Below are 20,474 nucleotides of genomic sequence, written 5' to 3'. Positions count from 1 at the left end.
AGCGATCGCTCCACTAAGTGCAAACAGATCGCGGGCCCAGCGTTTAAAACAGATAGGTATAGAATATGTGGCAGGTTACTAAACGTTGGCTAAAAGCATCAGGCGCAGAATTTTGGTTGCCACTACCGTTTGTGGCGATCGCGTTTTGGGTTGGTTCGAGTTTCCTAATGGCTCAAGAATTACAACAACCCCAGATCGCAGAGAATAAACTTCAGGCAGATACCCAGCTTAAAGCAACGGTGTCTGTCAATATATTGCTGATCAATGCGGTGATTAACCGAAAACAAGGAACAACCCAGGTTGCGGTAGAAACAGCAGAACCCATTTTGAAGCGATTGGAATTAGAATTGCCAATGACTGACGCCACCCAGATAGAGGCAGCGATCGCCCAAGAACTCCAATTATCACGTCAAAATGTTCGCCAGTTAGTCCGTTACGAGATCGTTGAATAAGTTTATTGTTTCAATATTGCGATCGCATCCAGTCAAATAAGGTTGTTAAATTTATAGGTTTCCTCACTACGATCACGCAATTTTTTAAGTGGCAAGAAGCGCCCAATGCTCTTGCCACTTCACTGTTAGGAACTACTGAGTGACGATTTCGTTATTGATGGAAATATTCGGTGCAGCTTGCCGAGCAATTTGTTCTGCCAATGCTTTTTGTTCGGCCGTTTGAACGCGCCCTGTTAACACAAGCGAATTATCCCGATCGTCTGCGTCCAAATCGAATTGCTTGAGGGTGCCATCGGAGTCTAAGGCCTCTTCTACGCGATCGGCAATATCGTCAATGTCTTGATTCTGAGGCGTTTGTGCGGTCGTGGTTGCAGGGGAAGAAGCGGTTGGAGCCGTCGTATTTTCAGTGGCAGTTGTGGGAGCAGAAGTAGATGGAACAGTTGTCTGTGAAGTATTGGGGGAAGTGCAAGCACCCAAACCCAAAATTGCAACAGTGCTGACGCTGATTGCTTGCACAAATAGCTTTAATAATTGCATATTTTTTGTTTGTTTTGTTTGTTGTGAAACGCAATTTTGCCGATAAACCTCAGCATGAAGTCTTTGAGCCTTTCAAGTTAACAAGTGAATGTAGGATAGTTCATCTATCAAAAGGAATGCTTTTTACAACCCTATTAAAAGGCAACAATCAAATCCAGTGAACTAAGCTTTGCAAGTCCATAAGCTATCTCAATCGGTTCTGTTCCTAAGTCTAGGAAGCAAATGTGATCCAAATGTGAGTAACAGAAATCAGTCCATCACTTTTCCCTCACATTCATCAATGACGCTAGAACCAAGACGAAACAACAGAGAAGCATTTGGCTTGACAAGAAACGTTATGACTGCAACGAATGTAGAAAAATTAGTAGAACACTCTTGGCATCACCTCTCTGTCGAGAAAGTGGCTCGGCTTTTAGAGACTGACCTGGAAATAGGTCTATCTTCCGATGTGTCAGCCCAACGGTGCGAGCTCCTCGGTCCCAATCAACTAACGGCTCAGAAGCAGCAAAGTGCCTGGTTGCGATTTTTTCAGCAACTGAATCAGCCGCTAATCTACATTTTATTAGCCTCTGGCATAGTGACAGCATTTCTGAAAGAGTGGATTGATTCAGCGGTAATTTTTGGGGTTGCTCTGACGAATGCCACCATTGGTTTTGTTCAAGAGTCAAAGGCAGAGAATGCGATCGCCGCTTTAGCAAAATCTGTTGCAACTGAGGCAACCATTCTCCGCAACGGTCAAAAGCAAGTGGTTTCATCAAGCGAACTGGTTCCTGGCGATCTCGTCTTGCTGTCTTCTGGGGATAAAGTGTCTGCGGATCTACGGCTGATCGAAGTCCGTGACTTACAGGTCGATGAGTCAGCGTTAACGGGAGAATCTGTCCCGGTTCAGAAGCAATCCCAGGCGCTAGAGGCAGACGCTGCACTGGCCGATCGCACGAACATGGCCTATACCGGAAGCCTGGTGACGTTTGGACAGGGACGCGGACTGGTCGTCAGCATTGGCGACAGGACCGAGACCGGACACATCTCCCAACTCATGCAGCAAAGTACCACACTGGAAACCCCACTGAGTCGCAAAATTGACAAATTTAGCAAAACCTTGCTCTATGTCATTTTAGGTTTGGCTGCCTTCACCTTTGTCGCAGGCATTGCCCAGAAATTTTCTTGGGTTGAGGTGTTCAAGGCATCTGTGGCGCTTGCCGTCAGCGCAATTCCTGAAGGCTTACCCGCGATTTTAACGGTGACACTGGCGATCGGGGTTTCCCAAATGGCAAAGCAGCACGCCATTATTCGCAAACTTCCGGCAATTGAGACGCTGGGCAGCACCACCGTGATTTGTTCCGACAAAACCGGAACCTTGACTGAGAATCAAATGACTGTTCAAGAGATCGATGCCGGTGGAAAGCGATATCGGGTTAGCGGTGGAGGATATGCACCAGATGGGAAAATTTCTGTAAATGGACGCTCCGTTGACCTGGCGAACGCACCTGCTTTATATGAATGCCTGCAAGCAGGATTGTTGTGCAACGATTCTTATCTAGACGTGCAAGACGGGAACTGGACTGCGATCGGTAGTCCAACGGAAGGGGCCCTGGTTGCGGTAGCCCAAAAAGCTGGGTTAATTGCTGAGAAACTCGAGGAAGCGCTTTGCCGGCTCGATACACTGCCGTTTGAATCTCAGTTTCAATACATGGCAACCTTACATGACGATCGCCCACAACGGTTGATTTATGTCAAGGGTTCAATTGAGGAAATTCTCAAGCGGTGTGACCAGATGCTCGATGAAGAGGGAGAGGCGATCGCCATCAACAGGGCGCCGATCGAGCAAGCTGTAGAGAGGATGGCGAAAAAAGGGCTGCGAGTTCTAGCACTGGCCAAGAAAGTTGTACCCGCTTCTCAATCTTCTATTGAGCATTCTGATATTGAGCAAGGATTAACTTTTTTGGGTCTGCAAGGCATGATCGACCCGCCTCGCCCCGAAGCCATTCAAGCAATTGAAGCCTGTCGGTCTGCGGGAATTCAGGTCAAGATGATTACCGGCGACCATGCCAAAACAGCAGCAGCGATCGCGCACCAAATGGGCCTAAATCAAACCCAAGAGGCTCCCGTTTTTACCGGTCAAGAACTCGCTCAAATGAATCAGCAGCAGTTAGCCAATGCTGTCGAACAAAGCAGCGTGTTTGCTCGTGTCGCACCAGAACAAAAGCTCCGCATTGTCGAAGCACTTCAGTCTAAGGGCGAGATTGTGGCAATGACTGGAGATGGAGTTAACGATGCTCCCGCCCTGAAGCAAGCTGATATTGGCGTAGCGATGGGCATCACGGGTACTGAAGTCACAAAAGAAGCCGCAGATATGATTCTGACGGATGACAACTTTGCTTCGATCGAGAAAGCCGTTGAGGAAGGGCGCACGGTTTATAAGAATCTGCTGCGGGCGATCGCCTTCATCCTGCCCGTGAATGGTGGAGAGTCCATGACCATCTTGATTGCCGTACTTTTGGCAACCCCGCTACCCATTTTGCCAGTACAAATTCTCTGGTTGAATATGGTCAGTTCAGTTGCGTTGAGCTTACCGTTGGCATTTGAGCCGCCCTCTCCCGATGTCATGCAACAGCCGCCTCGACCTGCCAATGAACCGCTTCTTTCTCGCAGGCTGACCGCTCGGATTCTGACAGTTTCGGTATTTAACTGGATTGCGATCTTTGGGATGTTTGAATGGATCGTCCAAACCACAGGCAATGAAGCTCTAGCCCGGACGATGGCAATTCAAGCATTGGTGGCGGCAGAAGCTTTTTACCTGTTAAGTATCAGTCGCTTCGTTCCGGCGATCGCCGCCAAACTGCGCGGTAAAGATGAATCAGTTGGCTACGCGGTAGCGATCGGCATTGGGGCTATTTTCATTCTCCAATTCCTATTTAGCCAATTGGGCATTATGAATCAGTTATTCGACACAGAAGCTTTGAACCCAATCCAAGGCTTAATTTGTATCGGATTCGGACTGCCCATGATTCCTTTGTCAGCTTTGCTAAAGCGTTTTGCACCTCTGAACTAAGTGGTTTTTGTGATGCAACCCTTGCAAGCGACTTTACACACTATTTACCAATTTTGTAGCGTTAAATATTGAATATTTCTCATGAATTACCAAAATCTCAAACGTGCTAGCGGCCTATTTACTAATCATCGAAACGCAAAGCAGGCGCTAGTTGAGCTAAAAAGTAGGGGCTTCCCCATGCACAAAATTTCAGTGATTGCTAAACCTTCTGACAATGATGATTTGGACTCTCTGGGCGTGCAGAAAATTTTAATCACAAGAGCAGCAGGCGCACAAGTAGGCGCAATCTTAGGCAGCATACGACTAGGTTCACTAGCCTTAATTCTTGGACTCAGCAGCCTGCTAATTCCCGGTATTGGTCAGGCTGTAGCGGTGGAAAGCATTTTAGCAACTTTCTTTGGAAGTGGGATTGCTGCAACTGCTGGCGGTCTGTATGGCGCACTTCAAGGATGGTTGGTGCCAGAAGAACAAGCAAGAGTTTACAATAACAGATTTAACCAGGGAGATTATTTGCTCGTCATGGAGGCAAGAGAAAATGAGATCGTGATTGCTGAATCTGTCCTTAAACGTTGGGAGATTCTGACGTGGCGTGTCTGTGATGCCGAGGTAAATTCAAGGTAAGAAAGGACGATTACCTTCGAGGAATTTAGTCCCGCGAATCAGAACGTCCAAAACCCACTCAAAAATTGGAAGGTCGATGATTTTGGGCGATCGCTCTCCTATTCCTGACATACGGATCGACAACTTCCACTACCCGCCTTAGCGGCAAGCGCGATCGGGTCGGCAACACTTCAGAAGAGACTGTTAAAAAAAATTAAAAACCAGCACAATTAAGAGCAATTAGCATCCTGTAAGGGTTGGGAAATCATCCAGATCTACCAAAAAAATTGCACTCTAAAAACGATCCGATCGCCCAACCAACCCAGAAATCCTATTTCAGCTTCATCGGCATTCATCCAAATACACCACATAAATTGCAGTTACGTGTACAGCAGAGTGAACCGTTTTCTGTAGACTAAAACGGTAGTTAATCTGTCAATTTATTTGAGGAAAACGAGTTTATGAGAGGAGTATCGGCGATCGAGCGGATTGTAGCGCAAGCACCTCCCTTGGGCAGCGATCCTGCTACAAATAGCCAAACGGCAGGAGCCATTCCTGAATTGGTAATCATCTTGATCATTCTGCTGCTGATTGCAACTTTTGTTGCACTCGTAACCCAACGGTTGCGAATTCCCTACGTGACGGGCTTAGTGTTAGCAGGCTTGCCCATTACGGAGCTATTGTCGCGTCGAATTGGTTTAGACCCATCTTTAGTATTAAATCTTTTTCTACCCATTCTGATTTTTGAAGCAGCTATCAATACGGATATCAGCCGTCTCCGCAGCACCTTTAAGCCGATCGCCCTGCTGGCGGGTCCAGGATCGATCTTTTCCTCAGCAATTATCGCTGTTCTGGTTAAATTTGGGCTGGGGCTAGACTGGATTCCGGCATTGCTAATCGGAGTCATTCTGGCAAACACTGATACAGTCTCGATGATCGCGGTTTTTAAAGAGATCCGTGTGCCTTCTCGATTGTCCACCATTGTTGAGGGAGAAACTCTGTTCAATGATGCGGCTGCTCTAATTTCATTTAATTTGGTTTTGGTAATTTATGCGACAGGCTCTCTCACCGCTATACAAGGCGTGAAGGAACTGCTCGTGGTTGCCTTAGGTGGGGCACTGGTTGGGGGTGTTTTAGGTTACTTGAGCGTGCCGATCTTTGTTCGCTTAAACGATCCGTTGAGTAGCCTTTTGCTAACCGTCGCTCTCGCATTGGGCACCTTCCAAATCGGACAATTTTTAGGCGTATCGGGCGCAGTGGCGGTGGTCATCACCGGACTTGTTTTTGGCAACCTCGGGCTGCCTCGCAGTTCGTCTGCCTCGGATCGGATTACCTTGCTGAGTTTCTGGGAATACGCTGGTTTTGGCGTCAATACGTTTATTTTCCTGCTGATTGGAATTGAAATTAACCCGCTGACGCTGTGGAGAATTTTGCCATCCATTTTATTGGTCATTCTGGCCTATCAACTGGGACGGATTCTCTCGGTCTATTTGTTATTAGCGGGGCTGCGTTGGTTCGATCGCCCCATTCCGCTACGCTGGCAGCACATTTTGGTTTTAGGGAATATTAAAGGGTCTCTCTCAATGGCCTTAGCTGTTGCCATTCCCTTGACCCTACCAGGACGGGATAACATCATTGCCCTGGTGTTCGGTGCAGTTTTATTCTCTTTGGTCGGACAGGGATTAAGTTTACCGTGGATAGTAAAACGACTAAAAATTAGCCGTGTTTCTGATGTAATGCAGGAAGCTGGGCAGTTACAGATTCAGTTGATCGCTTCCAAAGCGGCTCAAGATGAGCTAGATAGTTTGCTGAAATCTGGGGTGTTGCCGAAGGCGGTTTACGAGGAGTTATGGGCATCATATCAAGCACGAGTAGCACACTCTGAGCGAGTGCTGCGCGATCTCTACAATAAACATCGGGCAGGGCAAGTACAGGGCGATCGCAGCGGGCTAGATACGATTCGACGGCGATTGCTTCTAGCAGAAAAAGGAGCAGTTAGCGATGCCCTCCGCAAGCGAATTGTTCCAGAGGATCTGGTTGAGCCTTACATCAAAGATTTGGATGAGAAACTTCTAACGTTGGCAGATGACTAGCGCGAATGCCGAGATAATCAATCATCTGGTGAACTAGCTCTGGACGGGTGACGACGAGAATGGTAGAACCTGCTTCTAGAACAGTATTGCCGTTTGGAATCTCCAGATTGGCGCAGGCATGGCATTGATAACCAATAATCAGAGAACCTGTTGGAAAACCAGGGTCTTGAGCAATTTGAGCAACGGTGCGACCTGCCACATTGCAATCGCCGGGAACTGGCAGCTTTAGCACCTCAACTTGTCCTTGTTCAAAGTGCATCATCGATTCGATTTGAGGGTATTCAATCGCATTTGCCATTGTTGCGACTGCCAAATCAATCGTGCTGATGATGTGACTGGCTCCGGCAAGGCGATAGGCTTCCATGAATTCGCGATCGCGCATTCGCACCACAATATGGGAAATGCCATAGCTCCTGGATAGGGTGATCAGCGCTAAATTCAGTGCATCATCGCTGAGTGCTGCAACGACTGCGTTTGCTTGTTTAATTCCCGCTTCCAGAAGAACCGTTGTACTCACCGCACTGCCTTCAAATGCCATCACTCCGATTTTTTCACGAGCAAAGCGACACGCAAGCGGGTCGGCATCGATGATTGCAACCGTATGACCGAGTTTTAATAGCTGCTGGGCTAAACCCAGCCCCATCATTCCTGCTCCACCAATTAATATGTACATGACTATTTGTCACCCCAAGAATGAACTTTACAGATTTATCCCTATTAGTAAGATTGTTTTGAGTTTCTATCAGTTTAATCTGCTTGTGGGGTGGCTTTTACCGGGCTTACTTATTACTTGTTCCACACTTAGTTTAATCTGCTTGTGGGGTTGGCATGGGAGCCAGCCCCTCAAGTGATTTTCCTCAGTTAGATGCGTAGGGGAACCCTACATAATCTTAGGCACTTTAAAAAACTCCCCATCGCGATCGGGGGCTCCCTCCAAAATACTTTCTCGTTTAGGAAAAGGTTGCAAATCGTCCGATCGCATCACGTTACTCACATCGATCGCCCGCGTTGTCGGCTGCACCTTACTCGTATCGAGTTCGCTCAACTGCTCGAAATAATCCAAAATACCGTTAAGTTGACCAGTAAACTGCTCTTCTTCTTCCGGCGTTAATTCCAATCTCGCTAAATTCGCTACTTTCCGAACTTCTTCTCTGTCAATCATAAAAATTGGGAATGGGGAATTGGGAATGGGGAATGGGGAATTGCTTATTATAAACAATAACCAACAACAAACATAGAACAAATAACTAATGCTCCATGCCCTATGCCCCATTCCCATCATAGTTAAAAATACACATCAATTTGCGATCGACCTGTTGTCTTCAGCCAATTTTGCACCTCAATGTAATTGTTGGGAGCCAAGCGAATAGCCTCCTTCCAATAATCTGCCGCTTTATCAAACAGCCCTTCCGCCGCTTCAAGATTGCCCGCTTCCTTTTCTTTTTCCCCTTGATAGTGGTAAATCACAGCAATATTATTCAGCGCTTGTGGCATTCTCGGATTGAGTTCCAGGGCTTCGCTGTAATATTGCAAACCTTTATCGTGTTCGCCGTTGCTAGTATAGATCAGCCCCATATTGTACAAGACATAACTGCGATCGTAAGGATCTTCCTCCAACTTCAGCGCTTCCTGATAATTTTCCAGCGCTTCAGCATATTCACCATCTGCTTGAGCTGACATACCATCCCGGTAATAAGCAAAAGCTTCCTTCGCCTGCTTTTTCGCCGGCATCATCTTCAGAATGATATCAGCCATTACCGTGAAACTTTTGTCAATAAAGTTATCGTTGCGTTGAGTTCTTGGCATATGCGATTCTTTGGTTAGCGGCTAATCAGAAAAATTAGCCTGTAAAGTTTTCCTATTAATAATTGCGCCACTGTTGTAGTGGACCGTTGTGTTGAGGGCGCTAAAAAGTTTAGTCGATCGCAACTGCGAACCTTAAAACACGCCCTTGGGTTTAACACTCTCGCAAGTTCTATCTATTTTATATAAGTCTTGCAAGACTTGCAAAAAAACCAGATTTCTTTAACCTCTCTCTCGTACTCTACACAAAACTTACAAAAACCCGCAACAGTGGAAAAAGTTCTGCTGGAGGGTGCAGGGACAATCCTCTTCGATGGCTTTCCTTCGGATCGCGAAAGCTAACACCAACGGGCGACGATCGCGCACCGTACCCTACTAACTGTACTCACCATCCCCGTCGTTGACCCTCAGAGCAAACAAGCAAATAGCCTGCAGAGGAGAAATTCAATCACAAAGTTTTATTAAGCTATCCGAGTTCAGCCCATACTTAAAAGTTATTCGGCAAAACACTAGCAATATTTTGCCCCAAAGTCAAGGGCAGCCTCAAAAAAAATCAGAAAGGCGATCGCCAAAACCAGCTCGAATTCCCGCAATATATAATAAAAATAACCGGGTAATTTTCACAGAGAGAAACCTATGGCTCCGAATCCCACCATTATGCAAGCAGTCGAACAACTTGGCTACCGCGTTACGGTTGGAGACGTGGCGGCAAAAGCTGGATTAGATGTCAATTTTGCCCAGCGAGAACTGTTAACTCTCGCCTCCGAAGCAGGCGGCAGCCTGCAAGTAGCAGAATCCGGCGACATAGCCTACCTATTTCCCAAGAACTTTCGAGATATTTTGCGAAACAAATTCTTGCGCTTGCAGTTGCAGGAATGGTGGCAAAAAATCTGGCGCATTTTATTTTATCTGATTAGGATATCTTTCGGCATAGTGCTGGTAGCTTCCATCCTCTTAATTTTTGTTGCTATCACGATTTTACTCTCCAGCGGCGACAGCAATAACGGTGGTGGAGGAGGAGGAGAGGGTGGCGGCGGGGGCGGCAGAGGCGGCGGCTTTTCCTTTTTTCCCTACTTCTGGAACGACTTAATCTGGATATTTTACTGGAACCATGACCAACCATACTACCAGCAGCGATCGCGCTTAACTGGCCAAAAACCCCAGATGAGTTTTCTAGAAGCAGTTTTCTCCTTTCTATTTGGAGACGGCAATCCCAATTACAATCTAGAAGAGCGTAAGTGGAGCAATATTGCCACTGCAATTCGCAACAACCGAGGCGCAGTCGCCGCCGAACAAATTGCCCCGTATCTAGACAATCTCGGACAAGGGTACGCCCGAGAATACGAAGAATATATGTTACCAGCCCTCGCCCGTTTTGATGGCCGTCCCGAAGTCAGTCCCGAAGGGCAAATAGTCTACCACTTCCCGCAATTGCAAACCACAGCCACCGAGAGAAATTCTGAACCAGTAGCAGCTTATTTGCGAGAAATGCTGTGGCGTTTCAGCAACGCCAGTTCCGGCCAAATCATGCTCGCAGCAGGGTTAGGAGCCGTCAATCTTGTCGGTGCGTTAGTTTTGGGGAATCTATTAACTAATAATTTGCTCGCCGGTGGATTTATCGGTTTCGTCAGCGCTGTTTATCCCATGCTCCTGATTTACGGTGTCGGATTTCTCGCAATTCCTTTAATTCGCTACTTCTGGATTCAGTGGAAAAATAGCCGGATAGAAGCCCGCAATCAAGAGCGTCAGCAGCGAGCAATGTTATTAAACGAACCCGATGCCAACTTACTCAAAAAACTGGCCTACGCCCGGGAATTTGCCGCAGAAAACGTTCTGACTGGAGAAGACTTAGCTTATACAACAGAAACAGAATTAACCCAACAAGAACTAGAACAGTCAGCCAAAATAGATGCCGAATGGCAGCGCAGGCTCGATCGCTCGGACAACTTGTAATACTAATGAAAAAAACAGTTCTTTGTTGTTAAGTTAGGTTGTAGTGAAATGTTGCACCATTTTCAAGAATAGGCAGTATGCCTGTTCCACAATAAAATATTTTTGTTGGGGAACGGGCTTTTAGCTCGTTGCTAAGAATTGTAGAAAATATCAATCTTTATTGATCTCAGAAGTTTTTCTAATCCGAGTTTTATTAAATAAGCTTAGGGCGTTTAAAAATCAAACAATTTTGGTCATATTTCGAGTCGTGATCCAGAGCCACAAGTTCCCATCCCTCCTCGCCCAAATGATTGACAAATAGATGCAGCGAGCCTTGTTTCCAATCTCGCTGTTCTTCACCGTTTACATATAAACTAATCAGCTTGTTTCCAAAAGGATACATATTCGCATCCACAAATAAATACTCCCACTTTTGCATAGCAATCCTTAATGTAGTTAGTTGGCAGTTGGCAGTAGTTAGTAGTTATTGGTTATTTGTTGTTGGCTCTAATAACCAATGCTTTTCGGCGAAGAGGCTTTTCGCCCCACTTCCAAGTTCCCAATTACCAATGCTTTTCGACCCAATTCCTAATTCCCAATTCCCAATTCCCAATTCCCAATTCCCAATTCCCAGCAGTTACTGCACTGCAATTCTAGCCAAAGTAGCACCTCGGTAATAGTGCAACAAAATCTGCTGGTAGCCGTATCCTTGTCTGGCCAAATTGTAGGCCCCCCATTGGCTCATTCCTACAGCATGGCCGAAACCTTTGCCAGCAACTTGAAAACCGGTAGGAGCTTGACCACTGTTCCTTGGGTTCCCACCGCCCCCATATTGAGGAATCACGGTAAACCGCGTGCTCCTCAAATTTAAAACCCGGCGTAAATCTGCGCCAGTCATGACCCTAGAACCGCCATCTCCAACTACTTTCATCCTCAAAACGCTCCCGTGAGCGGTAGTGCGTTCTGGCTTCATCGAGATCACATTGCCCACGCCAGAAATCTTACTGCTGATTTGAGCCCGAGAAAAATTTTCTTTCCATTGGTAAACCGGCGCTCCTTGGTCGAAGTCAGGAACAGCACGCAGGTAAGGCAAGGGTTCCGTCCAAACATCCTCGACATTTTCAGTATGGCCCCCAGACGCAGAGTGGAAAGCGGCTAAAATTATCTGACCGTTGTAGGCCAGAACTTGACCGGCGGTTGCATCGACTGCGGAATAAGTGCCAGAAGATTCTGTTTGCAGTCCTTTGTAAACCTGCGAAGACTGAGTGCTGTCCACGTCGTAAAGGTCGGTTTCGCTTTTGAGGCGTTGGTGGATAGCGTAGGAACGGGCGGCGACTGCTTGGGCTTTCAAAGCCTCTTGAGGCCAATTGCCACTCATCTCGGCGCCGAGAACGCTGTAGAGATATTGTTCGATATCGACGTAGTTGACGGCAGTCAAGCCTCCTTTTTGGGGAACTAGAAGCGTGCGTCCCCGATACCAACGATCGCCAATCCAAACATAACCGTTCCCCGTGGGCTCGATCCAAACTTGGTTGGCGGCCCAGCGACCAATTGCCACTGTTCCCGATCGAAATTGAGCTGACTGAGAACTGTTTGCTGGCAATTCGCCCAAATTGCGCCCGCTACCGTCGCGGATTGCAGCCTTAGTAGAACTGCCGACTTTTACCTGACTTGCCCCGTCTTGTACCGCCACTCGCAAGATCAGCGCGGCCTGTGCTGGGGCTACCATTGCCAGCCAAAACAACAGCGAAATCCAAAAGTAGCGTTTTTTTAATGTCGAAAAAACGGAACCAAAAAATACTCCTGACTGCATTTGAAAATTTTCCTCCTGTGCTGTATGAGTTTAAGAATTTTTAAGGGAAGGCAAGGGAAAAAGGAAGGGGAACGGAAGAAACAAAACGTTAGAATTGGGTGGATCACTCTGTACGCTTGTCAAAAATGATTTTAGCGAAGAGATGTTCGCAGGAACAGCGATTTATCCCGGTTCCTGCCTGCGACTATTTCCTATATGTCGGATTTGTCGCACTCTGGATATATGTAACATATTTTTTAAGACTTAATTGAGGTGATTTGACTCTTGCAGATTACATTTCTCGGAACTAGCTCAGGCGTCCCCACTCGATCGCGCAACGTTTCCAGCATCGCCCTCCGGTTGCCCCAGCGAGCGGAACTCTGGCTGTTTGACTGTGGCGAAGGAACTCAGCACCAGTTTCTCCGCAGCGATCTCAAAGTCAGCCAACTAAGCCGCATTTTCATCACTCACCTGCACGGCGACCATATTTTCGGCTTAATGGGTTTGCTGGCTAGCTGCGGTTTGGCGGGGAATGTCAAGCGCATCGATCTTTACGGGCCTCCGGGACTTGAAGAATATTTGCAAGCTGGTGTTCGCTATTCTCAAACTCATTTTTCTTACCCGGTTAAGGTACACAAAATTCACGAGGGAGTCATCTATGAAGATGACGAATATATTGTTAGCTGTGGCCCTTTGAAGCACCGAGTTACTGCTTTTGGTTATCGAGTAACTGAGAAAGATCGTCCGGGACATTTTGATGTAGAAAAAGCGAAGGCTGTGGGTATTCCTTCCGGGCCGCTTTACGGTCAATTAAAACAAGGAAAAACGGTAAAGTTAGAGGACGGGCGACAGTTTAAAGGTACTGATTTTTGTGGCCCGGATCAAATCGGGCGCAAGTTTGTGTATTGTACAGACACGGTTTTTTGTGACGGGGCCGTGGAATTGGCGAAGGATGCTGATTTGTTGGTGCATGAAGCGACTTTTGCTCATCAAGATGCTCAAATGGCCTTCGATCGCCTGCATTCAACTTCCACAATGGCGGCTCAAGTAGCTTTGACGGCTGGGGTGAAACAGTTAATTATGACACATTTTAGCCCGCGTTACGCTCCGGGGAATGCGATCGTCCTGGATGATTTGCTCAAGGAAGCCCAGGCAATTTTTCCGAATACGAAAATGGCCTATGACTTTTTGACTTACGAAGTGCCCAGGCCTGTTTCAAACGAAGGTTAATCAGACCTGAGATGTGACAGCATTTTCAATAAGGGCGATCGGGGCGGGCAAGATGCCCACCCCACAAAAACATTAATCTCTTGTGGAACAGGCATCTTGCCTGTTGCTGAAATTAATCCAACAAAAACATTAATCTCTTGTGGAACAAGCATCTTGCCTGTTACTGAAATTAATGCCACAAAAACATTTAGGACTTACAGACTGTCAGGCAATTCTGTCATCCTGAGCGTAGCGAAGGCTCTCTTAAAGGGTTCAGATGCCCACCACACAATCAAATTTTAAATATCACTGACATTGATAATAATACCAGTGTAAACTATATTAAACACAAATATTTATTAAATTTACCATGACATTTGAAATGGGAGCATTAGGCTTAAAGCTAGCACAAGCAATCGCGCCTAAAATTGCCGAAATAGGATTCAAAGAAGCTATGAAAAAATTGCATCCTAGCGATTTTGAAAAAGCTTGTATTTGTGCGCTCAAAACTGCCGATAAAAATAAATTATTCTCTGCTTGCGAACAGGGTGTAGTCGAAGATTTTCTTAAAAGTTTCTTGACGGGTGCAGCACTTCCAGAACTCCTGAAACCTTTCAACGACCAAGGAAAGCCTCAAGTTGAGTTTTTAGTTGCAGCCTTTAATGAGACAGTCCCAGAACACAAGAAAATTAAAGACAGATTCGCTCCCGAAAGACTGCATGATTGGTTGGAGGTTTTTGCTGAAACCTATTTTCATAAAACAAGTAGTTATTTAAGGTTTAAAGTTGCCAAAGCAGACTATTTGAAGCAACTGGCTAACTGCTTTGACGATGTTAAGTTTGCTGGCATTGCAGTCGAAGATCAGGCAATCGAAAAATCGGAAAAATTGGCTCAGATTTTTGTAATGCCGGATGTCTTGGAAGAGGTAAATATTTATAGTCGCTTGGATATCCAAGAATTGGGAGAAAGCAAAAGCCTGCAACAGATGCAGAGAGAAACTCGCTCTGGGAGGAAGTTTTTAGCATCACAATTATTGAATCAAAATCAATCAAATAAATTTGTGTTTCTGGGCGCTCCTGGTTCTGGCAAAACAACTTTACTGAGCTTTTTTGCAGTGATGTTGGCTCAGGATCATCCCGAAAAAATCGGCTTGCCTTCTGGGATAGATTGCTTGCCGATTTTGATTAAAATTAGGGATTTTGCTAGGCTTTCAGATATCAACATCCTCGACTATGCCCGCCAGTTTGCCGAGAAAACTATGTCCGTGAAACCGCTGCCAGAAGGCTTTTTTGAGTATTGGCTGGCAGACGGTAGGGCGATGATTTTGTTGGATGGATTGGATGAGGTTGTGGAAGAATCCAAGCGCTATGCGGTGGTGCAGCAGATTGAGAGTTTTTTGGAGCAGTATCATCAAAATCTGGCAATTATTACTTCTCGCCCTGCTGGTTACAAACGCGATTTTTTTAATACTTCGGAGTTTGAACACTATCAGTTACAACTGTTTGATGATGCTAAGGTTGATGAGTTTATTAATCGTTGGTACGACAGCCGCGTTCCAGATTCGGCGGAAGCTCAACGTCGCAAAGATAGCATTAAAAAAGCTCTGGATGAAAATGACCGCATTAAATTGTTGGCGAGAAATCCGCTATTGCTGACAATCATTGCTTTGATTCACCGCTATCAAGCTGTACTGCCGAGGTCACGCCACAAGCTTTATGAAAAAGCTGTGGAGACGCTGTTAAAGAATTGGGATGCTAACAAAAACCTGACTGAACAGTCGGGATTCAAATGTTTAGATGCAGACGACTTACGGCGGCAGATGGAAATTCTCGCCTATTGGATTCACACTCAGGGTAGTACGGATAAACCTGAAGGCGGGACGCTGATTGCCAAGGATGATTTGTTAGAGCAGTTAACTCAGAATATTAAAACCAAAAAACAGGTTGAACGGTTCCAGGCAAAAGAGGAAGCTAAACGATTTGTTGATTTTATTCAACAGCGGACGGGATTGCTCAACGAACAAGGACAAGATTTGTACGCTTTTGTACACAAAACTTTTCAAGAATATTTGTGCGCTCAGGAAATCGGCTATCAGGCAGATGATGACGGTGATTTTGAGATTGTTCTCAATCATATTCGAGAGCATTTGCATGACCCCCACTGGCGGGAAGTGTTGCTGTTGTTGATTGCTCAACAAAAACCCAAGAAAGCGGCTAAAGCGATGCAGGCAATTAGGGCTGCAAATAGCGATCATGAGCAATGGTTGCACCGCGATTTGTTTTTTGCTGGCAGTTGCATTGCTGAAAATATTAAAGAGTTAAAGGTGGCAGATTCCAGTCTAACTGTGGAGATTTTGCAGAAGTTGGTTGAGTTGGAAGTAAGGGATGAGGCACTGGTTGGTGAGAGGGTTCGCTCTCAGGTTTTTCAAATCCTTTGCAGTATGAATGAGACTGAGTTTGAGGCGCAAACTTTGCAACTTTTGAAAGCAAGAGGCGTTGGTGAAAATCGATTGGAGGAATATCAAGCAGCATTAGGGGAAAAAGAAGCCGTTATCAGTTCCCTGTTGTTACGTATCGAAGATGCGAATAAGGGTGTGCGTCGTCAGGCAGCACGAGCTTTCGGCTGGTTGGGAAATGCTTCAGAAAGGGTCATTAACCCCCTGCTGTTATGTCTCAAAGATGCGGATGAGGATGTGCGTGGTAACGCAGCATCTGCCCTGGGCAACTTGGGAAATGCTTCAGAAACTGTCATCAATGCTCTGCTACTACGTCTGGAAGATGGGGATAACAGGGTGCGTAGTGATGCAGCAAAGGCCTTGGGCAACTTGGGAAATGCTTCAGAACCCGTCATCAGTGGCTTGCTGTTACGTCTAGAAGATGAGGATAAGCGGGTGCGTAGGTGGGCAGCAAATGCCTTGGGCAACTTGGGAAATGCTTCAGAACCCGTGATCAGTGGCTTGCTGTTACGTCTCGAAGATGGGGATAACTGGGTGCGTAGTGAGGCAGCAGAGGCCTTGGGCAACTTGGGAAATGCTTCAGAAAATGCTTCAGAAGCCGTGATCAGTGGCTGGCTGTTACGTCTCGAAGATGAGGATAACTCGGCGCGTGCCTTGGCAGCAGAGGCCTTGGGCAACTTGAGAAATGCTTCTGAAGCCGTGATCAGTGGCTTGCTGTTATGTCTCAAAGATGAGGGTAACTCGGCGCGTGCCTTGGCAGCACAGGCCTTGGGCAACTTGGGAAATGCTTCAGAACCCGTCATCAATGCTCTGCTGCTACGTCTCGAAGATGCGGACAACTCAGTGCGTTACTCGGCAGCAAATGCCTTGGGCAACTTGGGAAATGCTTCTGAAGCCGTGATCAGTGCCTTGCTGTTACGTCTGGAAGATGGGGATGACTGGGTGCGTACCTCGGCAGCATCAACCTTGGGTAACTTGGGAAATGCTTCAGAAACTGTCATCAATGCTCTGATGTTACGTCTGGAAGATGGGGATAACTCAGTGCGTAGCTCGGCAGCAGAGGCCTTGGGTAAGTTGGGAAATGCTTCAGAAACTGTCATCAATGCTCTGATGTTACGTTTGGAAGATGGGAATGACTGGGTGCGTGGTGAGGCGGCAGAGGCCTTGGGTAAGTTGGGAAATGCTTCAGAAACTGTCATCAATGCTCTGATGTTACGTCTGGAAGATGGGGATGACTGGGTGCGTAGTGAGGCAGCATCTGCCTTGGGTAAGTTGGGTCTGAAATCTAGTGACGTTTTGACTGCTGTCGTGCAATGGATCGATCGCCATCAGAATACAGAATATGTCGGCTCAGGTATTGATGTGTTGTGGGATTTGGTGGCGGGTGAGGGAAATCGATCGCCAGTGCCTTTTTAGAAGTATGTAGCTTTTGCGCCAGTAAAACCCGATCGCACTTTCGGACTTTTCACCAAAAATGCGATCGGTCTGCTGTTTGACTATTAGCGCCCTCCATCCCCTTAATAACTGGGAACAGAGGTCAATTATTCAATCTAAAATCTAAAATCTAAAATCTAAAATCGCTCGATCGCTGGCGATCGCCCGCAGCGACGGCCCAGGAGAGCCAATGGTTGCTACAATCGGGGAGGGTATATGTTGTGGCTAACACTACAGCCCGTAACCCTGAAAGCTAATAGCTAAATTATTAAAAATCTGCCTCTCCTGCCATGTTTAAAAATCTGCTAGGCGATCCCAACGCGCGCAAACTGAGAAAATTTCAGCCTTGGGTAGCTGATATCAATATTTTGGAAGAAGACATCCGCGCCCTCTCAGACGACGGCCTCAGAGGCAAAACGGCGGAGTTTCAAGAACGTCTGGCAAAAGCTAAATCTCTCAACGAAGAGAAAGAGATCCTAGACGAAATCTTGCCGGAGGCTTTTGCAGTGGTGCGGGAAGCGGGACAACGGGTTTTAGGAATGCGCCACTTTGATGTCCAACTCCTCGGGGGCATTATCCTGCACAAAGGCCAAATTGCCGAAATGAAAACCGGTGAAGGCAAAACTCTCGTGGCGACGCTGCCAGCTTACCTCAACGCCCTCAACGGTAAAGGCGTACACATCATCACCGTCAACGATTATCTCGCAAGGCGGGACGCCGAATGGATGGGACAGGTACACCGCTTCCTGGGATTGACTGTGGGACTGATTCAGCAGGGCATGGATCAGGTGGAACGAAAGAAAAATTATAGCTGCGATATTACCTACGCCACTAACAGCGAAGTCGGCTTTGATTATTTGCGCGACAACATGGCTACTGTCATGGAAGATGTAGTGCAGCGTCCTTTTAATTTCTGCGTGATTGACGAGGTTGACTCGGTGCTGATTGATGAAGCACGGACGCCTTTGATTATTTCCGGCCAGGTGGAACGCCCCAGTGAGAAGTATATACGGGCGGCTGAGGTAGCTGCTGCTCTGAGAAAGGAAAATGAAGAACATTACGAGGTTGACGAAAAGGCTCGGAATGTGCTGTTGACCGATGAAGGCTTTGGTGAAGCTGAGCGGTTGTTGGGTGTTACGGATTTGTACGACCCGGCTGACCCTTGGGCGCATTACATTTTTAATGCGATTAAGGCGAAGGAATTGTTTATTAAGGATATTAACTATATCGTCACTCCCGATCGCGAAGTCGTGATTGTGGATGAATTTACGGGCCGGGTGATGCCGGGACGGCGCTGGAGTGACGGTTTGCACCAGGCGATCGAAGCGAAGGAACGGGCGGAAATTCAGCCGGAAACTCAGACGCTGGCGACAATTACTTATCAGAATTTCTTTTTGCTTTATCCGAAGCTGTCGGGGATGACTGGGACGGCGAAGACTGAAGAGACGGAGTTTGAGAAGATTTACAATCTGGAAGTGACGCTGATTCCCACTAACCGGATTACCAGCCGGACTGACCTTTCGGATATGGTTTACAAGGCGGAGGCTGGGAAGTGGAATGCGATCGCCCAAGAATGCGCGGAAATGCACGAGATCGGTCGGCCGGTGCTGGTGGGCACTACGAGTGTGGAAAAGTCGGAGTTGCTGTCGCGGCTGCTGCTGGAGAGGAAAATTCCTCACAATTTGCTTAATGCTAAACCGGAAAATGTGGAACGGGAATCAGAAATTATCGCTCAAGCCGGACGCAAAGGCGCTGTGACGATCGCGACAAACATGGCGGGACGCGGTACTGATATTATTTTGGGCGGTAATTCTGAGTACATGGCGCGCCTGAAGTTGCGGGAGTATTTTATGCCCCGGATCGTGCAACCAGAGGATGACGAGGGGTTTTCGGTGGTGCAAGTGCCTGGTATTAGTGGCCGCCCCGCACCTCAAGGTTTTGGTCAAACTGCGAAAAAGGTAAAGTCTTGGAAAGCTTCGGCGCAGATTTTCCCGACGCAATTATCGAAAGATGCCGAGCAAATGCTCAAAGCAGCCGTGGAATTGGCGGTGAAGGAGTACGGCGAGCGATCGCTCTCGGAATTGCAAGCCGATGATATCGTGGCTGTAGCTTCGGAAAAAGCGCCGACAAAAGACCCGGTAATTCAAAAATTGCGGGAAGCTTACAATTTAACTCGCCGCGAGTACGATGCTTTTACCAGCACCGAACACGATGAAGTCGTGCAGTTGGGAGGCTTGCACGTTATCGGTACCGAACGCCACGAATCGCGTCGGATCGATAATCAGTTGCGCGGCCGGGCGGGACGCCAAGGAGACCCTGGTTCTACGCGGTTTTTCTTGAGTTTGGAAGACAATTTGCTGAGGATTTTCGGCGGTGAACGGGTTGCCGGTTTGATGAAGGCTTTCGGTGTTGAGGAAGATATGCCGATCGAATCTGGAATGCTGACTCGTTCCCTCGAAGGCGCTCAGAAAAAAGTCGAAACCTACTATTACGATATCCGCAAGCAGGTATTTGAATACGACGAAGTGATGAACAATCAGCGTCGAGCAATCTATGCAGAACGTCGCCGAGTATTGGAAGGTTTGGACTCCAAGGAACAGGTAATTAAGTATGCCGAACAGACGATGGACGACATTGTGGGAGCATACATCAATCCCGATTTACCTTCGGAAGAATGGGAACTCGACAAACTTGTCAGCAAAGTGAAGGAATTTGTTTATCTGCTGGCTGACATGACACCGGATCAACTAGAAGATTTGTCCGTTGAGGAAATTAAAACATTCCTGCACGAACAAGTCCGCAATGCTTACGACATTAAAGAAGCGGAAGTTAATGCAATCCGAGCTGAATTGATGCGAGATGCGGAACGGTTCTTTATTTTGCAGCAAATTGATACTTTGTGGCGGGAACACTTGCAACAAATGGATGCTTTGCGCGAGTCTGTAGGGCTGCGCGGTTACGGTCAGAAAGACCCGTTAATCGAGTACAAAACTGAAGGTTACGAGCTGTTTTTGGACATGATGACGGATATCCGCCGCAATGTGGTTTATTCGCTGTTCCAGTTCCAGCCGCAGCCGGCAATGCAAGTTTCACCAGAGATGGTTTGAAAATAGTT

14 protein-coding genes are annotated in these 20,474 nt (G+C 47.0%); 8 read left to right on the top strand and 6 right to left on the bottom strand.

All coding sequences use genetic code 11. The features are described 5' to 3' along the window. The first annotated feature begins 65 nt into the window (after positions 1-65). Complete coding sequence (locus tag QUA23_RS22390; protein ID WP_333078292.1) at positions 66-452, top strand: hypothetical protein; 387 nt, start codon at positions 66-68, stop codon at positions 450-452. Between the two features lie 132 nt (positions 453-584). Here QUA23_RS22390 and QUA23_RS22385 read toward each other — a convergent pair whose 3' ends face one another. Then, positions 585-989: a BON domain-containing protein gene (locus QUA23_RS22385; protein WP_333078290.1), complete on the bottom strand. Its 405-nt coding sequence runs from the start codon at positions 987-989 to the stop codon at positions 585-587. 337 nt (positions 990-1,326) lie between these two features. Between QUA23_RS22385 and QUA23_RS22380 the strand changes: the two genes are divergently transcribed. The 3 genes from QUA23_RS22380 (at position 1,327) to QUA23_RS22370 (ending at position 6,734) form a co-directional block, all read left to right on the top strand. After that, positions 1,327-4,041 carry a cation-transporting P-type ATPase gene (locus QUA23_RS22380; protein ID WP_333078289.1) on the top strand — a complete coding sequence of 905 codons (2,715 nt, stop codon included), beginning with the start codon at positions 1,327-1,329 and terminating at the stop codon, positions 4,039-4,041. Positions 4,042-4,122: 81 nt separating this feature from the next. Then, positions 4,123-4,662 (top strand): hypothetical protein, encoded by a 540-nt coding sequence (locus tag QUA23_RS22375; RefSeq protein ID WP_333078287.1) that lies wholly within the window; start codon positions 4,123-4,125, stop codon positions 4,660-4,662. Between the two features lie 440 nt (positions 4,663-5,102). Then, positions 5,103-6,734, top strand: coding sequence for a sodium:proton antiporter (locus tag QUA23_RS22370; RefSeq protein WP_333078286.1), 1,632 nt, complete (start codon positions 5,103-5,105; stop codon positions 6,732-6,734). Here the strand turns inward: QUA23_RS22370 and QUA23_RS22365 are convergent. The 3 genes from QUA23_RS22365 to QUA23_RS22355 form a co-directional block, all read right to left on the bottom strand. After that, positions 6,691-7,407 (bottom strand): TrkA family potassium uptake protein, encoded by a 717-nt coding sequence (locus QUA23_RS22365; protein WP_333059500.1) that lies wholly within the window; start codon positions 7,405-7,407, stop codon positions 6,691-6,693. The genes QUA23_RS22370 and QUA23_RS22365 overlap by 44 nt on opposite strands. Positions 7,408-7,614: 207 nt before the next feature. Further along, on the bottom strand, positions 7,615-7,896 hold the full coding sequence (gatC, locus tag QUA23_RS22360) for an Asp-tRNA(Asn)/Glu-tRNA(Gln) amidotransferase subunit GatC (RefSeq protein ID WP_190663714.1): 282 nt from the start codon (positions 7,894-7,896) through the stop codon (positions 7,615-7,617). Positions 7,897-8,018: 122 nt separating this feature from the next. Then, the gene (locus QUA23_RS22355; RefSeq protein WP_333078285.1) at positions 8,019-8,540 is read right to left on the bottom strand and encodes a photosystem I assembly protein Ycf3; all 522 of its coding nucleotides are present in this window, start codon (positions 8,538-8,540) and stop codon (positions 8,019-8,021) included. 633 nt (positions 8,541-9,173) lie between these two features. On the opposite strand from QUA23_RS22355, the gene QUA23_RS22350 reads away from it, so the two are divergent. Further along, positions 9,174-10,490: a hypothetical protein gene (locus QUA23_RS22350; protein WP_333078283.1), complete on the top strand. Its 1,317-nt coding sequence runs from the start codon at positions 9,174-9,176 to the stop codon at positions 10,488-10,490. A 193-nt stretch (positions 10,491-10,683) separates the two neighbouring features. Here QUA23_RS22350 and QUA23_RS22345 read toward each other — a convergent pair whose 3' ends face one another. Next, positions 10,684-10,908 carry a hypothetical protein gene (locus tag QUA23_RS22345; RefSeq protein ID WP_015174403.1) on the bottom strand — a complete coding sequence of 75 codons (225 nt, stop codon included), beginning with the start codon at positions 10,906-10,908 and terminating at the stop codon, positions 10,684-10,686. Between the two features lie 198 nt (positions 10,909-11,106). Then, positions 11,107-12,282 (bottom strand): SpoIID/LytB domain-containing protein, encoded by a 1,176-nt coding sequence (locus QUA23_RS22340; RefSeq protein WP_333078281.1) that lies wholly within the window; start codon positions 12,280-12,282, stop codon positions 11,107-11,109. Positions 12,283-12,546: 264 nt separating this feature from the next. Here QUA23_RS22340 and QUA23_RS22335 point away from each other — a divergent pair, with 264 nt between their 5' ends. From QUA23_RS22335 to secA, 3 genes are all read left to right on the top strand, one after another. After that, the gene (locus QUA23_RS22335; protein WP_333078279.1) at positions 12,547-13,491 is read left to right on the top strand and encodes a ribonuclease Z; all 945 of its coding nucleotides are present in this window, start codon (positions 12,547-12,549) and stop codon (positions 13,489-13,491) included. A 349-nt stretch (positions 13,492-13,840) separates the two neighbouring features. Continuing rightward, the gene (locus tag QUA23_RS22330) at positions 13,841-17,341 is read left to right on the top strand and encodes a sister chromatid cohesion protein PDS5 (RefSeq protein WP_333078278.1); all 3,501 of its coding nucleotides are present in this window, start codon (positions 13,841-13,843) and stop codon (positions 17,339-17,341) included. Between the two features lie 308 nt (positions 17,342-17,649). After that, complete coding sequence (secA, locus tag QUA23_RS22325; protein ID WP_333078277.1) at positions 17,650-20,466, top strand: preprotein translocase subunit SecA; 2,817 nt, start codon at positions 17,650-17,652, stop codon at positions 20,464-20,466. The last annotated feature ends 8 nt before the right edge of the window (positions 20,467-20,474 follow it).

The organism is Microcoleus sp. Pol1C5 (genome assembly GCF_036701115.1).
Lineage (GTDB): Bacteria > Cyanobacteriota > Cyanobacteriia > Cyanobacteriales > Microcoleaceae > Microcoleus.
The sequence above is the reverse complement of the archived record's forward strand: the minus strand, read 5'-3'. Positions and strand labels throughout refer to the sequence as shown.